General features: G+C 55.2%; 10 protein-coding genes, 2 pseudogenes and 2 riboswitches. Of the genes and pseudogenes, 4 read left to right on the plus strand and 8 right to left on the minus strand.

The genetic code is table 11. The features are described from left to right. Positions 1 to 399 precede the first annotated feature (399 nt). Positions 400 to 1,128 (minus strand): helix-turn-helix domain-containing protein, encoded by a 729-nt coding sequence (locus tag VF724_RS00655; RefSeq protein WP_371752281.1) that lies wholly within the window; start codon positions 1,126 to 1,128, stop codon positions 400 to 402. A gap of 423 nt (positions 1,129 to 1,551) precedes the next feature. Between VF724_RS00655 and VF724_RS00660 the strand changes: the two are divergent. Further along, positions 1,552 to 1,737, plus strand: a pseudogene (locus VF724_RS00660) (transposase); the annotation flags it as partial. 332 nt (positions 1,738 to 2,069) lie between these two features. Here the strand turns inward: VF724_RS00660 and VF724_RS00665 are convergent. Together VF724_RS00665 and VF724_RS00670 are read right to left on the minus strand one after the other, a co-directional pair. Continuing rightward, the gene (locus VF724_RS00665; RefSeq protein WP_371752282.1) at positions 2,070 to 4,667 is read right to left on the minus strand and encodes an adenosylcobalamin-dependent ribonucleoside-diphosphate reductase; all 2,598 of its coding nucleotides are present in this window, start codon (positions 4,665 to 4,667) and stop codon (positions 2,070 to 2,072) included. Between the two features lie 13 nt (positions 4,668 to 4,680). Beyond that, positions 4,681 to 5,085 (minus strand): hypothetical protein, encoded by a 405-nt coding sequence (locus VF724_RS00670; protein ID WP_371752283.1) that lies wholly within the window; start codon positions 5,083 to 5,085, stop codon positions 4,681 to 4,683. Between the two features lie 64 nt (positions 5,086 to 5,149). Here VF724_RS00670 and dat point away from each other — a divergent pair, with 64 nt between their 5' ends. Further along, positions 5,150 to 5,980 (plus strand): D-amino-acid transaminase, encoded by an 831-nt coding sequence (gene dat / locus VF724_RS00675; protein WP_371752459.1) that lies wholly within the window; start codon positions 5,150 to 5,152, stop codon positions 5,978 to 5,980. On the opposite strand, the gene lipM is transcribed toward dat, so the two are convergent. Beyond that, on the minus strand, positions 5,970 to 6,812 hold the full coding sequence (gene lipM, locus VF724_RS00680) for an octanoyltransferase LipM (protein ID WP_371752460.1): 843 nt from the start codon (positions 6,810 to 6,812) through the stop codon (positions 5,970 to 5,972). The two genes, dat and lipM, sit on opposite strands and share 11 nt — an antisense overlap. 229 nt (positions 6,813 to 7,041) lie before the next feature. Beyond that, positions 7,042 to 8,436, minus strand: a pseudogene (locus VF724_RS00685) (molybdopterin-dependent oxidoreductase). Positions 8,437 to 8,685: 249 nt separating this feature from the next. Between VF724_RS00685 and ilvD the strand changes: the two are divergent. Continuing rightward, positions 8,686 to 10,371 (plus strand): dihydroxy-acid dehydratase, encoded by a 1,686-nt coding sequence (ilvD, locus tag VF724_RS00690; protein ID WP_371752284.1) that lies wholly within the window; start codon positions 8,686 to 8,688, stop codon positions 10,369 to 10,371. 316 nt (positions 10,372 to 10,687) lie between these two features. On the opposite strand, the gene gcvPB is transcribed toward ilvD, so the two are convergent. From gcvPB to gcvT, 3 genes are all read right to left on the minus strand, one after another. Further along, the gene (gene gcvPB / locus VF724_RS00695) at positions 10,688 to 12,190 is read right to left on the minus strand and encodes an aminomethyl-transferring glycine dehydrogenase subunit GcvPB (RefSeq protein ID WP_371752285.1); all 1,503 of its coding nucleotides are present in this window, start codon (positions 12,188 to 12,190) and stop codon (positions 10,688 to 10,690) included. Next, positions 12,187 to 13,542, minus strand: coding sequence for an aminomethyl-transferring glycine dehydrogenase subunit GcvPA (gene gcvPA / locus VF724_RS00700; protein WP_371752461.1), 1,356 nt, complete (start codon positions 13,540 to 13,542; stop codon positions 12,187 to 12,189). The genes gcvPB and gcvPA overlap by 4 nt, the downstream gene beginning before the upstream one ends. 135 nt (positions 13,543 to 13,677) lie before the next feature. Beyond that, positions 13,678 to 14,778: a glycine cleavage system aminomethyltransferase GcvT gene (gcvT, locus tag VF724_RS00705; RefSeq protein ID WP_371752286.1), complete on the minus strand. Its 1,101-nt coding sequence runs from the start codon at positions 14,776 to 14,778 to the stop codon at positions 13,678 to 13,680. A 296-nt stretch (positions 14,779 to 15,074) separates the two neighbouring features. Then, positions 15,075 to 15,194, minus strand: a riboswitch (glycine riboswitch). Between the two features lie 3 nt (positions 15,195 to 15,197). Beyond that, positions 15,198 to 15,308: riboswitch (glycine riboswitch) on the minus strand. A gap of 121 nt (positions 15,309 to 15,429) precedes the next feature. Here gcvT and VF724_RS00710 point away from each other — a divergent pair. Continuing rightward, positions 15,430 to 17,238 (plus strand): DEAD/DEAH box helicase, encoded by a 1,809-nt coding sequence (locus tag VF724_RS00710; RefSeq protein WP_371752287.1) that lies wholly within the window; start codon positions 15,430 to 15,432, stop codon positions 17,236 to 17,238. Positions 17,239 to 17,244: the final 6 nt, after the last annotated feature.

Below are 17,244 nucleotides of genomic sequence, written 5' to 3' on the forward strand. Positions count from 1 at the left end.
ATATATATATGATCGTAACAAAAATCCGGGGAAATATGGATTAAACTCATCAGTTGTTCTAATTTTTTTTGATTTACTGTGTTTTATTAACTTTTTTTGGAGTATTTAATTTTTTATTGTAATTCCCATCGAGTTATATGTTATGTTTAATTTTCTATCGTAATAATAACGTATTATATGAATTTCAATTTCCCACAGTTAATTGTATATCCACCGCGAATAATCATTTCCTTGGTTCGTCCCACGATGCGGATATAGCCTTGATTGTCAACCGCCGCCAAATCCCCCGTATAAATCCAGCCCTTCTCGTCAATGGCTTCCCTCGATATTTTTTGTAAGCCCTTTCAAAAATCTCTATGCCCCCCCTTTTTTCTCACTATAACCCAACTCCATTCCAAATCAATATTTTTTTAAAAAAACCAGAATATTCCGACAAACTATGCGAGTTAGCCTTGTATGATGTTTGTATCCCTCAGCATACATGGTACTGGGCGGAGGCGGCAATTCAATTTTGTGGGTGTCCATTCCCTTGCCTTCTGTTGCAAACAGTACGGTTTTGGCATCGACGTCGACAAACAGCGTAATATATCGATGACCTCGACGGGAGAACGTCTCGTCGATCGCAATCCGCTTCACGTGGTTTAAATCCAGATCGGCCATCGCTTTCTCTACATAATGATGAAAGATCCGCCACATCCGCGTATCATGCTCGCGTAGTTCTCGTGCAGCTGCATTCACTGGCATTTCCGCCATGAGCCGCATAGCCCATGCATCAAATAATAGCGTGAAATGCGATTTTGTTCGCGACCAAGAAACAGGTATCAAGGTTACTTTCTTGCAGGCATCACAGCCGGTTCTTGGCACACGTGCATGCATGTACGTCTTCCAAGTCCAAAAGTCGAGATGGCGCCACTTTTTCATTTCTGTATCATGCGCGGTGCACATCGTACCGCAGTACGGACAGGCAAAAAGCGCTCCGCGTTCGAAGTCGATAAAAAGAGGCCATGCCTCTTCTTCCTCGTCAAATTCAATATGTATCAATTTCCAAGGTTCCTTCAGTTGGAGCGACATCACATACTTTAACATTTCAAAAAACGGATTATCCTTATTGTTTGCAGAGGTCCACATGGTTCACCCCGCCCTAGTAATGTTCTTACTCGGCAGTGTTGACAATTTGCCTATTAAACAGACCTCAGACCTCAGCAACGAACTATAGCGAAGAGGCTTAAAAATAGGCCACCGTAATCATTGAAAAACCAGCCACAGCCGATAAACCTACTTGGAGAACAATTCGACAAGTGGGGGCCGGGAGAGAATGATCGATGAACATGATGCAAAAGATTTTAATGATGTACATCCATGAAGGGAGGTCGCGCCGGGAGATTGCGAGATTGACCGGGGTTCACCGGAAACGGTTGGAAAGTACATTCACCAATATGAAGAAAGGAGAAGGCAGTTACTCACGGAGGGGAATGACGCTATAGATGTTCAAGCCATGATTGATGCTTTAACCACCGCTCCGAAGTATAACACAGGGATCCGACCGAAACGGAAAAATATTTGCGACTGATGGTGCTTAAACGCAAATATAATCTGGGCTACGAGTCCTTGATTCAAGAGATCGGCGACAGCTTTACTTGGCGCCGGTTTTGCCGGATTGCCCTGGATGAACCGATGCCTGATCCGTCGACGCTTATCTACGCCCGTAAACGTTACGGAGAAGAAGTCGTCGAAAAAAGTACGGTTTATCCCGCAGCAGGTACCTTAGCCTTGCCGGCTCCAAAAGCTGGATCGGCTTCGGAATTCTGACCCATAACCTCCAAAGAGCGGCCAAAATGCTCAAAGCGGAAGCAAAATAAGGAATAATCAGGAAAATGTGAAGCTCCGGAAAAATGACGGGAAATAGATTCCTCTCAAAACCGACTTTATCAGGAGCAACTAACTAAGAAATCTACGATCATCTTCGTCTAAAATGCTGAATATAATATTTTGCTGAAAAAACCATGCAGTTAATAAAAAGTGGGGAGACAGTGTTTTCTTAATGTCTCCCCACATCTTGCTTTATTTAATTACGAACACCTACTGTAGCCGCAGTTGGCGCAGTTTTTGCAGCCCTCGCTGTTGATCAGCGAAGCGGAGCCGCAGGACGGGCAGAGGTCCGTGGACGTCGGCACCGCTTTGGTCGGTTCGTGCGATACGGTCGGATCGCTTACCTGCACGGCTTGAACGGGTGCGGGAATGTGCTGCGGCTGATGCCCTTCCATGTGCATTTCCAGCGCCTTGGCCAGCGCATCCGCGATGGACTCGACCCGATTGGCGCCGAAGCCGATCGCGCCGGAGCCGCCGATGCCCTTCAGATGCTTGATCAGCAGATTCACCTTGTTGCCGTGATCGCCGTAGCGCAGGAACAACGAGCATACGCGGCCCAAGGCTTCCGCCATGGCGAACACGTCCGACCCGGCTTTGCCGACGTTCAGGAAGATCTCGCCCGGCGTTCCGTTCAAATCGTTAATCGTGATATACGCCATGCCGAGCGGCGTGTTGATCTTGTAGGTCGAGCCGCGGAGTACCTGCGGACGTTTGCGGTATTCCGTATCGATGACGGACGACTCGTTATTGTTCACGGCCAGCGAGCCGGTCAGCTTCTCGAAGGGGTCGGATTCCGCAGACGATGCGGTTGCCTGCTCAGCCGAATCGTCTGCCGGAGCCGAAGCGTCCTTCTTCTCTTCCTTGTCTTTCTTGTCAAGCTGCAGCACCTGCGTGTCGCGGCTGCCGTCGCGATAGATGGTCACGCCCTTGCAGCCCAAATCGAACGCCAGCTCATACAGATCCTTCGTCTCGTTGACGGTGAAATCGTTGGGACAGTTGGCCGTTTTCGAAATCGAGCTGTCCACCCAACGCTGGATCGCCGCCTGTACACGGATGTGATCCTCCGCCGACAAATCCATCGACGTCACGTAATAATCCGGCAGCGGCTCGCCCGGATGCTGATCCTGCCACTCCTGAGCGATCGGTACATATTGTTTATCGAAGCCGAGGCGGCTTTGACGGTAATATTCAAAAGCGAAGTACGGCTCGATGCCGGTGGAGGTGTCCACCATCGTCCCGGTGCTTCCGGTCGGAGCCTGCGTCAGAATCGTCACATTGCGGACGCCTTTCTTCTTGATGGCCGCGCCGACCTCCGGATATTCGCTAACCAGATTCTTCATGAATCCGCTCAGCAGGAACTTGTCGGGGTCATACATCGGGAACGAGCCTTTTTCCGCGGCGATATCCGCAGAGGCCAAATAGGATTCTCTGGCAATAAAGCCGTACAGCTTGTCAAGGAACTTCAACGATTCCGCGCTTCCGTAACGGATTCCCAGCCGGATCATCAGCTCCGCAAGACCCATCGAGCCGAGGCCGATGCGGCGCTCGTTTTTCTGGTTCGCTTCATTCTCGGGGAAGTGGTACGGCGTCTTGTCGATGACGTTATCGAGAAAACGGACGGAATAATGGACCACCTTCGCCAGCTCCTCCCAGGCAACGTCATGCTTTTCCTCATCGTAGAATTTGGACAGGTTGATCGCCGACAGGTTGCAAACGCCCCAAGCCGGAAGCCCCTGCTCTCCGCAAGGATTCGTGCAGATGATCGGGTTGAAATACCAGCTGTTGGACATTTGATTGTAATATTCCATAAAGACAACGCCGGGCTCCGCCGATTTCCAGGCCGATTCGATGATCGTATGCCAAACCTCGCGCGCTTTGACTGTACGGAAATGCTTGACAGGCTTGCCGAGCCCCTTCCACTTGGCCATGTTGCCGTCCCAAACGGCGTTATAATCGGGATCCTCCGTGTCCGGGAATACCAGATCCCAGTCCAGATCCTCCTTTACGGCTTTCATGAAGCCGTTGCTTACGCAAACCGACAGGTTGGCGTTGGTGACCTGTCCCATGGTCGATTTGACGGTAATGAAATTCATCAGGTCCGGATGCCAGTCGTCGATCATCAGCATCAGCGCGCCGCGGCGGCTTCCGCCCTGCTCGATCAGTCCCGTCGTGTAGCTGAACAGACCGCCCCAGGAAACCGCTCCGCTGGACGAGCCGTTCACGCCCTTGACCAGCGCGCGCCGCGGACGCAGCGAGGACAGGTTGATCCCCACGCCGCCGCCTCGGGACATGATTTCGGTCATCTGCGACAGGGTCTCCATGATGCCGCCCCGGCTGTCCTTCGGGGATGGAATGACATAGCAGTTGAACAAGGTCAGCTCGTCGCTGGCATCGGCTCCCGCGGCAATCCGTCCCCCCGGAACCAGCTTCCAATCCTCAAGCACATAGCGGAACTTTTCCGTCCATTCCTTCTTTTTCTCCGGTGTCGCTTCTACAGAGGCCATCGCTTTCGCGAGGCGATTCCACAGCTGCTCGGGGGTTTTTTCCACGGTCAGCGTCAGCTTCTCGATTTCCGAATCGACGATCTCGCCGCTGCGGAGCTTGACCTTCACTTGCCTACCGCTGCGCTCCACCACTTCGCCGACTTCCTTGGCGGGAAACTTGGGGTCATCCTTCGTCAGCACCAGAACGACATCGCCGACCTTGGTGTTGTTTGTATCCGCATCCTTCATTGCATATCGATCCAGAAATATTTTTTCACTCAGACCTTCAAGTTTTTTCTTTTGCGCCGTTTTCAATCAAACAACCTCCCTAAAAAATATGGGCCGACTTTACAACCGTAGTTGAAAAATCAGCTTGGGACGGAGCCTGTCCTCCCGTAAAAACCGGTTCGCACCATACGACAAAAATCTCCATAAGCCATTTATTCCATTCTATGTATTGCTCAAGATATTGTGTGCGTTTTTCATTATACACTACTATATATTGTGTTTCTAATGGGCCGCTAGCTGAATATACTTGAAAAAAGCATGATTGTCCTTTTTTTCTTGCGTTTTCTTTTCTTTCCTCTCTTTTTTGCAATATAGTCGTTAAATATTGGTCGACATTTTCCGCAAAAATCAGCAAATTCGGCGTTTTTTCTCGCGAAACTGCTGTCGCAATCAGGGAAAAAGGCTCGTTTGTATGGTGCTGAGTTTTCTGATATTTTATTATCATATAAAGTATACCATAAAATCGCACTTATGGGAACGTACGTTCCAATGCTGGGGGTGGTCAGATGATGATCCTGTATCAAAATCAATTTGTGCCCAAGGACAAAATGCACATTTCTTTCGAGGACCGCGGCTATTATTTTGGCGACGGGGTTTACGAGGTATTCCGCATATACCGGGGCAAGCTGTTCGAAAAGCAGGCGCACATGCGGCGGCTCGTGCGCAGCGCCGGAGAAATCCGCCTCCGGCTGCCGTATTCAACGGAGGAAATCGAAGAAAAGCTGGAAAGCCTGGTCATACAGGAGCAGATTGAAGAGGGAACCTTGTATATGCAAATCACCCGGGGGATCGCGCCGAGAGCCCACGTCTTTCCAAAGAATGCCGAGCCCGTGCTCATGGCGTACTGCAATGAAGTGAAGCGGCCGCTAGGATCGATCAAGGAAGGCATTACCGCTGTATCGGTTGAGGATATCCGCTGGCATCGCTGCGATATCAAATCGCTCAATCTGCTCGGCAACGTGCTTGCCAAGCAGGAGGCTGTCGAGCGGGGCGCGGGCGAAGCGATTCTGCACCGCTCCGGACGGGTGACGGAATGCAGCGCGTCCAACGTCATGATGGTCAAGGACGGCGTCATCTACACCCATCCCGCCGACAATTGCATCCTGCACGGGGTCACGCGCGCCGTGGTGCTGAAGCTGGCCCGGCAGGAAGGCCTTGAAATTCGCGAAGAAGCCCGTTCCTTGGAGGATTTCCTGCAGGCGGACGAGGCGTTCATCACCGGCACGACGGTGGAAATCACGCCGATCATCCGCATCGACGGACAAGCCGTCGGAACGGGCCGGCCTGGACCGCTGACCGTTCAGCTGCAGAGTGCTTTCGAAAAAGCGATCATCTCCTGAGATTCCACTCATCCCTGCTGTATTTCTCCGCGACCAGCGTTTCGGCCAATTCCTGCTCATAAGAGGTCAGTTCCGCCTGCTCGAGGCGGATGTCCAGCCCCTCCGCAAAGCCCTGCCGAAAGGCCGTCTCCACCTCGGGCAGGGTCGCCGGCGGCATCAGCAGGCTTCTGCGAAGCTCGTTGATTGCGACCGCCTTTTGCGAAAAGCTGGTTTTCAGCCGCTGCCGGATCCGCTCGTTGGGAAACTGCAAGAGCTCAAACAACCGATCCGTATCGAGCTCGATCAGAATCGAGCCGTGCTGCAGAATCGCTCCCTTTTGCCGGGTCTGCGCGCTTCCTGCCACCTTGCGGCCCTCCACGACCAATTCGTACCATGACGGTGAATCAAAACAAGCCGCCGAGCCGCCGGCGGCATATTTCATTTTTTCTTCCTCCGACGACAGATTGACCATCTGCGCATCCAACCCCAGCCGCCGAAATCCGTGAAGCAGGCCTGTGCTGAGCACGCGGTAAGCTTCGGTGATGCCGCTCGGCATCCCCGGATACTCCTCCGATACGACGATGCTGTAGGTCAGTTCCCGATCGTGCAGCACCGCCCGGCCTCCGGTCGGACGCCGGACGAAACCGGTTCCGTGCCGGCGGATCGCGTCAAAATCCAATTCGTCCTCCGCTTTTTGAAAATATCCGATCGACAGTGAGGCCGGTTCCCAGCCGTAAAACCGCAGCGTCGGCGGAACCCTGCCTTCGCTGTGGACGGTCAGAATCGCCTCGTCGACGGCCATATTGTACGCGGGAGAGCAAGCTCCCGAAAGAATGAAACGCCATGTGGTCATGTCCTCAATACCTCCTCGACGGTCGCGGATGGTTGCGCCGATCCCGCCAATCTCGCCGATCCCGCCAATATCTATCATAGCGAATGCGACCGTCAAAAGAAAGTCGCGGACAGGGAATCGTGTGTCCCGCGTCCCTCGGCCTGCTGCGCCCGAAGCGAGCCGTCCGGCGCCAAGGTCCCCGGGTAATCGGGCTCCGAAATTCCCGGCACCTTCGCAGTCCCGCAACCTTCTACGACCGGCCCACCCACGCGTTCGCATCGTAGCCTCGGACCTCCCAAAAGCCCGGCGCGTCCTGCGCAATCAGCTCGATCCGCTTCAGCCATTTCACCGATTTGTAGGCATACATCCTCGGCACGACCAGCCTGACCGGTCCGCCGAGCTACTGCGGAATCGGCTTGCCGTCCAACAGGCAGACGACCATTACATCGTCCATGCGGGATTGCTCTAGCGTCAACGAATCGTTGTATACGTTGTCGCCGGAGAACAGATTGACGTATTTGGCCGAAGCCTTGACGCCCGCCAGATCCAAAAAATACGACAGCGGGATGCCTTCCCAGGTGCAGTTGTTGACAGACCAGCCTGTCACGCAGTGAAAATCGCTCACCTGCACCTTGCGCGGAATTTGCAGAAACTCTTCCCACGTATAAACCAGCGGCTTCGCCACTAAACCGCCGACGGTGAATTTCCATGTTTCTGCAGAAAATTGCGGCATCTTGTACGCTACCGAATAAATTCTGAAGTTCCCCTTGGCGCCTCCGCCCAGCGGTGGATTCGAGCCGGGCAGCGGCTTGAGCCCGTCAACAGCCGCCGTGTCCGCGCCGGCCTTCGCTGCTCCACCGGCGGCGCCTTCCGCGCCGCCTGCTCCCGCGCTCCCTCCGCCGGAACTGCTGGAGGCAATCTCCTGCAGGCTGCTGCCCCCGTCATCCAGCGTCCTTTTGATCCATCGGATGAAGGAGGGGCCGACGGCAAACGCGAGTGCCAGCCCGACCGCCCAGCGGATGAAGTTCCGGCGGGACAGCACGGAGGAGGCCATGGCCGGAGTTTTCCCCGCATCGGCCGCCTGTACCCCCGCTGCGGCCGGTTTACCGACTTCCGCCGCATGCCCGTCCGGGGACGCTTCGAGGCTTTCACCGCCGGACGGCTCCCGCATGACGAGCGGCACGAACTGCTGCCGCTTCACCCAGCGCAGGCGGGTCAGCGAATGATACACCGCGTAGGGAACGCCGATCCAGGTGAACGCATCATGCGCGATCAGTGCGGCATTGCTCCAGGTCGGCGGCAGATGCCGGAACTGCCACAGGATCACGCCCGAAACGATCCATCCGAGCAGAAGGAACAGCACGCTCCACAGATTCCAGCGCTGGCCGCGGTTATACGCTAGCTGACGCAGGTGCCTGCCCAGCATCGGAAGGTACACCAGCACGACCGCGGCCGAGACAACCCCGAGAAGAATATGAACCTGCTTCACCCACACCCGCTCCTGCGGCAGCGCCGCGCGAAAGACCGGAAGGAACAGGAGGATTCCCGTGACGGCGAGCAGCAGCACCAGCCAATAGTTCCAGGAATGCAGCTTTCTCAAGGTTTGGCCAAACGGCAGTCCAAACCATCCGGATCTTTTTTTCATAACATCAGCCTCCCTTTTCTTCCCCGACAATAGCCTTCCGTCTTTTTACTTCCCCCAGAATAACGGATAATCCTTATCAGAAGCTACCGAAATTCTTAAAAATATATTAACTTCCGAAATCGAGCGGGATAGCGTCACATTTTTCGAGAAAATGGATGGGAACTGTTGAATAAGCAGATATGTAGGTTTATAGTATAAATAGGATTTTTGCGCGTATGGAACTAATTATTGAGGGAGAGGTTCAACACAATGTCCACCTATAAAATGAGATCCGATATGATCAAAAAGGGCTTTGACCGCGCTCCCCACCGCAGTCTGCTGCGGGCGGCGGGCGTCAAGGAAGAGGATTTCGACAAGCCGTTTATCGCGGTCGCCAACTCCTACATCGACATCATTCCGGGACACGTTCACCTGCAGGAGTTCGGCAAGCTCGTCAAGGAAGCGATCCGCGAAGCCGGCGGCGTTCCTTTTGAATTCAACACGATCGGCGTGGACGACGGGATCGCCATGGGCCACATCGGCATGCGCTATTCCCTGCCGAGCCGCGAGATCATCGCCGATTCCATCGAAACCGTCGTAAGCGCTCACTGGTTCGACGGGATGGTCTGCATCCCGAACTGCGACAAAATCACCCCGGGCATGATGATGGGCGCGCTGCGCGTCAATATCCCGACGATTTTCGTCAGCGGCGGTCCGATGAAGGCCGGCAAAGACAGCCAAGGCCGCTCGATTTCCCTGTCGTCGGTATTCGAAGGCGTCGGCGCTTACCAATCCGGCAAAATCGACGAGCAGGGCCTGCTCGAGCTTGAGCAGTACGGCTGCCCGACCTGCGGCTCCTGCTCCGGCATGTTTACGGCCAATTCGATGAACTGCCTGGCCGAAGGGCTCGGCCTCGCGCTGCCCGGCAACGGCACGATTCTCGCCGTCGACGAAGCGCGCAGGGAGTTCGTCAAGGAATCGGCGAGACAGCTGATGAAGGTCATCGAGCTCGACATCAAGCCGCGGGATATCGTCACGGCCGAAGCGATCGACAACGCCTTCGCGCTGGACATGGCGATGGGCGGCTCCACCAACACGGTGCTTCATACGCTCGCCCTCGCGCACGAAGCCGGCATCGATTATCCGATCCGGCGGATTAACGAAGTGGCCGAGCGCGTTCCGCATCTGGCCAAGATCGCGCCCGCTTCCGAATATCATATTGAAGACGTGCATACGGCAGGCGGCGTGAGCGCGATCCTCAACGAGCTGTTCAAAAAACCGGGCGCGCTGCACGGAGATTGCATCACCGTAACCGGCAAGACGCTCCGCGAAAATGTGAAAAACGCCGAAATCAAAAATCAGCAGGTGATTCGACCGTTGGACAATCCGCACAGCGCCAAAGGCGGACTGGCGGTGCTGTTCGGCAATTTGGCGCCGAACGGCGGAATCATCAAGGTCGGCGCGGTCGACCCGAGCGTCGGCGGCCACCACACGGGACCGGCAATCTGCTTCGATTCCCAGGAGGAAGCGCTGGAGGGTATCGCCAACGGCAAAGTGAAAGAAGGGCACGTGGTCGTCATCCGCTATGAGGGACCGAAGGGCGGACCGGGCATGCCGGAAATGCTCGCCCCGACGTCCCAGATCGTGGGGATGGGCCTCGGCGCCAAGGTCGGCCTGATCACCGACGGACGCTTCTCCGGAGCCTCCAGGGGAATCAGCATCGGGCATATCTCGCCGGAAGCCGCGGAAGGCGGACCGATCGCCTTCGTGGAAGACGGAGATATCATCGACCTGAACCTGAACGAGCGAACAATCACACTGCAAATTTCCGACGAGGAAATGGAACGCCGCAGACAGAACTGGAAAGGCTACGAGCCCAAGGTCAAGACCGGCTATCTGGCCCGCTACTCCAAGCTCGTCACCTCCGCCAGCACCGGCGGCGTCATGAAGATTTGACTGAGATGATTTATGCTTGACCCGTGAATCTTGGATTGACGATCAAGCGACAACCTTTGACTGATCATCCATGGCAAAGATAAAATGCATAAATCCAAATGCAGGCCCGGCATTCCCCGGGCTTTTCTTCTTATTTCCCATATTCTGGACTTATATCGGAGGGGGGGCTTTTTCCATCGTAGACCAGCCCCCCTTAACCAGCCCCTTTTTTAAAATAAAGGTAAAAAGTTCCAAATAAAAAACCGCATCATCCCGACGGGGATGCGCGGCGTATGCTTTAATTGCTGAAAACACCTAATCGAATTGTCCTCCATAATCACTCAATATATACCCCGCAGCTGCAGTTGAGCACCGGCTTGCGGGCGGCCAGCGTTTCGTCGAGACGTTTGACCACGGTGGTGTAGGGGGCGTTTTTGACCAGCTCGGGGTCTTCCTCCGCTTCCTTGGCGATCCGGATCATCGTGTCGATGAACCGGTCGAGCGTTTCCCGGCTTTCCGTCTCCGTCGGCTCGATCATGATCGATTCCTCGACAATCATCGGGAAATAGATCGTCGGCGGGTGAAAGCCGAAATCGAGCAGCCGCTTGGCGATGTCCAGCGTCCGGACGCCGAGCTTCTTCTGGCGCTTGCCGGACAGCACGAATTCGTGCTTGCAGTGCTGGGTGAACGGCAGATCATAGTAGGGCTCAAGCTTTCGCATCATATAGTTGGCGTTGAGCACCGCATTTTCGGACACGGCGCGCAGCCCTTCGCCGCCGTAAGTGCGGATGTACGTATAAGCGCGGACCAGGATGCCGAAATTGCCGTAGTACGCCTTGATACGGCCGATCGACTGCGGAATGTCATAATCAAAGTCGAAGCTGCCGTCCTCCCGGCGAACAACGGTCGGCTTCGGCAGGAAGGGGGCGAGCTTTTCTTTGACTCCGACCGGACCCGCTCCGGGACCTCCGCCGCCGTGCGGCGTGCTGAACGTTTTGTGCAGATTCAGATGCACCACGTCAAAGCCCATGTCCCCGGGACGGGCAATTCCCAAAATCGCGTTGGCGTTGGCTCCGTCGTAATACAGCAATCCCCCGGCCTGATGCACGATTTCCGCAATTTCCGCGATCTGTTCCTCAAACAGGCCGAGCGTATTCGGATTGGTCAGCATCAATGCCGCAGTGTCCGGCCCGACGGCTGCCCGCAGCGCCTCCAGATCGACCAGCCCTTTTTCATTCGATTTGATCGTGACCGTCTCAAATCCGGCCACCGTCGCGCTGGCCGGGTTCGTGCCATGCGCCGAATCGGGCACAATCACCTTGGTCCGGCGCTCGCCGCGGCTTTCATGATAAGCGCGGATCATCATCAGGCCGGTCCATTCCCCGTGTGCGCCCGCGGCAGGCTGGAGGGTGATCCGATCCATCCCGGTGATTTCAGCCAGATCCTGCTGCAGCTTATACATCAGCTCCAAAGCGCCCTGGATCGATTCCACCGGCTGATAGGGATGGATTTTGGCGAAGCCGGGCAGTCTCGCCACGTCTTCGTTGATTTTCGGATTATACTTCATCGTACAGGAGCCGAGCGGATAAAATCCGTTGTCCACCCCGAAATTCCGCCGGGACAGCTCGGTATAATGGCGCACCACATCCACCTCATAAACCTCCGTCACCCCGGGCCGATTTTTCCGCAGCAGCTTTTCAGGAATCAGCTGCGCGAGCTCCTGCTCCGGAACGTCGCACGCATCCACGGCGTAGCCTACCCTTCCGGATTGGGCCAGCTCGAAGATCAGCTTATTATCAGGATCATTTTCGCTAAATACATTTCCGTTATTTCCGCTCATCGCATCATCCCCTCCAATGCCTCTGCAAATTGCTCGATCTCCTCGCGCGTCCGCTGCTCGGTCACGGCAATCAGCATGTGCCCCTTCAGCTCCGGATCAATGCGGCCCAAATCATAACCGCCGATCATGCCTTGCTCCAGCAATCTCCGGTTGAATTCGGCGATATCCGCTCCCTCGGGAAGCTTGATGGCGAATTCATTGAAGAACGGACTACCGAATACGTCTTCCACACCCTCGATGGCCGTCAGCCGCTGATGAGCGTAATGCGCTTTCTGCACGTTCAGATTTGCTACCTCGTCCAGCCCTGATTTCCCCATCAAAGACAGATAGATGGATACGCTCAAGGCCATCAACGCCTGGTTGGAGCAGATGTTGGACGTCGCCTTTTCGCGCCGGATATGCTGCTCCCTGGCCTGCAGCGTCAGCACAAAGCCGCGCCGGCCGTCACCATCGACCGTCTGTCCGACGATCCGTCCCGGCATGCGGCGCATCCATTTGTCCGCGACCGCGAAATAGCCGCAGGTCGGTCCGCCGAGCGCCGAGGCGATGCCGAGCGGCTGGGCGTCGCCGACCACGATGTCGGCCCCCAAATGGCCGGGCGCCTCGATCAACCCCAGCGCCAGCGGATTGCTGCTGACCACAAGCAGCCCCTCCGCCGAGTGAATCAGCGGCTCCACGGCAGCGATATCCTCGATGCAGCCGAAGAAATTCGGCGACTGGATCAGCACACCAGCCGTATCCCCGGAAATCCGCGAAGCCAGCTCATCGAGATCGGTCACGCCGTCCCGGCATCCGACTTCAACCACCTCAAGACCGAGTCCCCTGGCCGAGGTGCGGAGAATTTCCCGGGCCTCGGGATGAACTCCCGTCGACACGATCAGCTGGCTGCGTTTGGTTGCGGAGGCCGCCAGCGCTCCCGCTTCGGCCAATGCGGTCGCCCCGTCATACATCGATGCGTTGGCGACGGCCATTCCCGTCAGCTCGCATATGTACGACTGAAACTCAAAGATCGCCTGCAGCTCGCCCTGGCTGATCTCCGGCTGATACGGCGTATACGCGGTATAAAATTCCGAACGTGAAAGCATGTGGTTGATCACGACCGGAATATGGTGATCGTAGATACCCGCTCCCAGAAAGCAGGCATACTGCTCCATATCCGCATTGCGCGAGGCCAGCCGCTTCATGTATCGGATGAGCGCCGGCTCGCTCATGGCTGCTGATACCTGCAGCGGGCGCTGCAGCTTCACGCTTTCCGGAATATCGGCAAACAGCTCGTCAACGGAAGAAATCCCGATGGTCTTCAGCATTTCCGCACGATCTTGTTCAGTCATCGGCAAATATCGATGCTTCATGGGCGTCTTCATGAGTAAACCCCTCTCCATATATAAGAATTGCCAAATAAGAATTGCCAAATAAGAATTGCCAAATAAGAATTGCCGCCTTGCATTTAACAACTATCCGACTCACGCATTGAGCTCAACCCGCCGTCATCGTTTTTCCCTGCGGTAGAACGGCGTTGCCACAACTTTGGCTTTCAGCTTTTTGCCGCGGATCTCCACCGCCACTTCCGTACCCGCCGAGGCATAGGCAGTATCGATCAGCGCCAGACCGATATTCGTCTTGAACGTCGGAGACTGCGTTCCGGTGGTCACCTCGCCGATCTGCCGGTCGCCCGCAAAAACCGGGTAATGGGAACGCGGAATGCCCCGCTCGATCATCTCAATGCCGACCAGCCTTCTGCGCGTGCCGTGCCGCTTCTGCTCGGCCAGCGCCTCGCGGCCGATGAAATCGCCTTTGTCCAGCTTGACGAACATCCCGAGTCCGGCTTCCAGCGGAGAGATCCCGGAGGAAAGCTCCTGCCCGTACAGCGGAAGGGCCGCTTCGAACCGCAGCGTGTCCCGCGCCCCCAATCCCGCCGGCAGCAATCCGTCCTCGCCGCCTTTCTCCAGCAGTTTTTCCCACAACTCAGGCGCATCCTCCGCAGGCAGATAAATTTCAAAGCCGTCCTCGCCCGTATAGCCCGTTCTTGAAATCATCACCGTATGGCCGCCTGCTTGCGCCTCGGGCACAAACCGGAAGGGCCGCAGCTCCTCCAGCGGAGCTTCCGTCAGCTTCTTCATAATCGTCAACGCGGCAGGCCCCTGCAGCGCGATCAAAGCCGTCCGCTCGGAAATATCCTCAAGCCGAACATCCCCTTCCGCATGCTTCTGCAGCCAGTCGAAATCCTTGGACGTATTCGACGCATTCACCACCAGCATGTAATGATCGTCCGCATATTTATATACGAGCAGATCATCCACAACCCCACCGTCGGGATAGCACATCAGCGTATATTGGGCCTGATAGGGCTGCAGCTTCGACAGGTCGTTGCTCAGCAAATGCTGCAAAAAAGCGAACGAATCGCTGCCGGTCACGCGGATTTCGCCCATGTGGGAGACATCGAACAGCCCCGCTTTCGTCCTGACGGCTTCATGCTCCTTTTGAATTCCGGCAAACTGGACAGGCAGCTCCCACCCGCCGAAATCAATCGTTTTCGCCCCATGCTTCACATATACCGGATACAGGGGCGTTCTCTTCATCGCGTTCAACCACTTCACCTCTCTCGGACCGCGGCTTGCGGCAGGCGGTTCCCGTTTCTTTACCGTTACTTTTCCCCATCGCCAAAAAAATCATTTCAAACGCAAAAAGGACACAGCAAAAGGATGCGGTATCCCGGAACGAGTTTTACTGAACAGCGCCGGCAGTGCGCGCCCAAGGCGGGCATATCAGCCTGCGTATATTCATTCGTTCCCGCGAAAAAGGATTGTGCCCCCTGCATCGGGAGCAGCCGCTCAGCGCTCGACACCAGCGCGTAAGCGTCCTTTTTCGTTCAAGCATCGTTTTGCTCTGTCCTTGTACCTGAGAGTTACCTGGAAATGCGGCGGCCGAATCGGATCAGCCGTACCGCGGCCAGTTTCCCCTTGGGTGGCCTGAATCCACTCGGAATGTCAGGCGCTCTCCAGAGTTGCGTCCGATACAGGTCCTTTTGCCTGAGAGATTCTCCGGTCCCGGATTCGGGATGCAGCGGGTTACTCCTTCGGCGCCGCTCTTGGCAAGCAGTCTCTCCCTGTACCTTCATTCGCCATATTTTAACATTGAGCTTTATTATAACAGAGCGATTGGCAATTGAAAACTTAAAAGTTATGAAGGCCGTTCAAACGGTCAATACTAACTTGAAAATACACTTCCGGAGGCCCGACATGCGCAAAATTGCCCTGCTGGACAGTATACGGCCGATCAACGAACACGTGCAGCTTCACTTTGACCGGACGTGGTTTGATGAATTTCAGTCACGCGTCGAACAGAACGGCCCTTGGGATGACTGGCAGATGTTCCGGCTGGCGTTGGAAGCCGAGCAGGCCGGGCTCATCTCCGGCTTTGACGAGCTGCAGTGTCTGTCCCATCTGACGAAGCTTGAGCCAATGCCCCATCAAATCGAGACCGCCAAAAAAGTGCTCACCGTGATGAGGGGCAGAGCGATTCTCGCTGACGAGGTCGGACTCGGCAAAACGATCGAGGCCGGGCTGATCTTGAAAGAATACATCATACGCGGGCTTGTGAAAAAAACGCTGATTCTCGTACCCGCCTCCCTGGTGCTGCAGTGGGTCAGAGAATTGAACCAAAAATTCGGGATTCCCGCCGTCGCCCAAAAAAAGGATTATATGTGGACGCAATTTGACATCGTTGTCGCTTCAATGGACACAGCCAAACGGGATCCCCATCGGGAAACGATCCTCTCCATGGATTATGATATGCTGATCGTCGACGAAGCGCATAAGCTGAAAAACAATAAAACGACCAATTACAAGTTCGTCAATGAAATCAGTAAAAAATACTGCCTGCTGTTGACCGCCACACCTGTGCAAAACGATATGGGCGAGCTCTACAACCTGATCACCATGCTGAAGCCGGGGCAGTTGGGCGGCCAAGGCAAATTCCAGGCCGATTTTGTCGTCGATAAGAGAATCCCCAAGAACGAAACCGTTCTGCAGCAGGAGCTGTCCAAAGTGATGATCCGCAACCGGCGCGGCGACGGCGGCATTCATTTTACCAAGCGCCATGTCAAAAATATTCCGCTTCGCTTATCTGCTGAGGAGCAAGAACTCTATGAATCCGTCACCGGCTTTGTCAGAAAGCGGTATGAGGATTCGGGGCGGGACATCGGCACCGTTCTGTCGCTGGTCACCCTTCAAAGGGAAGTGTGCAGCAGCAGGGACGCCGTGTTCGTCACGCTGGTCAATCTGTTCAAAAAAACGCCGCAGGATTCCCCCTTGCGGGAAATTATTTGGAAGCTGGTCGATGCCATCAAGCGGATCGGATCCAACACCAAAGCGGATAAAACGCTGGAGCTGATCCGCGAATTGGGCGACAAAACGATCGTTTTTACGGAGTACCGGGCGACACAGGAATATTTGCTGAATTTCCTCAAGGAGCACCAAATGATCGCCGTTCCCTACCGCGGCGGAATGAACCGTGGCAAAAAAGATTGGATGATGGACCTGTTCCGCAACCGCGCGCAGGTCATGGTCGCCACAGAGGCCGGCGGCGAAGGCATCAATTTGCAGTTCTGCCATCACATCATCAACTTCGATCTTCCCTGGAATCCGATGCGGGTCGAACAGAGAATCGGCAGAATTCACCGGCTCGGCCAGACGGAGGACGTGCAAATCTTCAATTTGTTCACGCTCGGAACGATCGAGGAGCACATTCTGCGGCTGCTGCATGAAAAAATCAACTTGTTTGAAATGGTGATCGGCGGACTGGATATTATACTCGAACGGTATGAACAAGAAAGCACACTGGAATCGAGCATCTACAAAATCATACTGGAATCGGGAAGCGACGAGGAGATCCGCAGCAGATTCGATCAGCTTGGACAATCTTTCAATCAAATCCGCAAACAAGTGGAAATCGAAACAAAAGGGGCGGATCGGGACATCGGGGCCGCCGTCATGCGGCTTTCCGAAAGCGGATCGTCCTTAGCGCGCACACAACGGTCACCCCGATGAGAGGAG

Origin of the sequence: Ferviditalea candida (genome assembly GCF_035282765.1) — a bacterium.
Lineage (GTDB): Bacteria > Bacillota > Bacilli > Paenibacillales > KCTC-25726 > Ferviditalea > Ferviditalea candida.

What these genes read in the sequence shown, in the direction of transcription:
- VF724_RS00655 (WP_371752281.1), bottom strand. Translation starts at nt 1,128, where the DNA reads ATGTGGACCTCTGCAAACAATAAGGATAATCCGTTTTTTGAAATGTTA.
- VF724_RS00670 (WP_371752283.1), bottom strand. Translation starts at nt 5,085, where the DNA reads ATGATAATAAAATATCAGAAAACTCAGCACCATACAAACGAGCCTTTT.
- dat (WP_371752459.1), top strand. Translation starts at nt 5,150, where the DNA reads ATGATCCTGTATCAAAATCAATTTGTGCCCAAGGACAAAATGCACATT.
- lipM (WP_371752460.1), bottom strand. Translation starts at nt 6,812, where the DNA reads ATGACCACATGGCGTTTCATTCTTTCGGGAGCTTGCTCTCCCGCGTAC.
- ilvD (WP_371752284.1), top strand. Translation starts at nt 8,686, where the DNA reads ATGTCCACCTATAAAATGAGATCCGATATGATCAAAAAGGGCTTTGAC.
- gcvPB (WP_371752285.1), bottom strand. Translation starts at nt 12,190, where the DNA reads ATGAGCGGAAATAACGGAAATGTATTTAGCGAAAATGATCCTGATAAT.
- gcvPA (WP_371752461.1), bottom strand. Translation starts at nt 13,542, where the DNA reads ATGAAGCATCGATATTTGCCGATGACTGAACAAGATCGTGCGGAAATG.
- VF724_RS00710 (WP_371752287.1), top strand. Translation starts at nt 15,430, where the DNA reads ATGCGCAAAATTGCCCTGCTGGACAGTATACGGCCGATCAACGAACAC.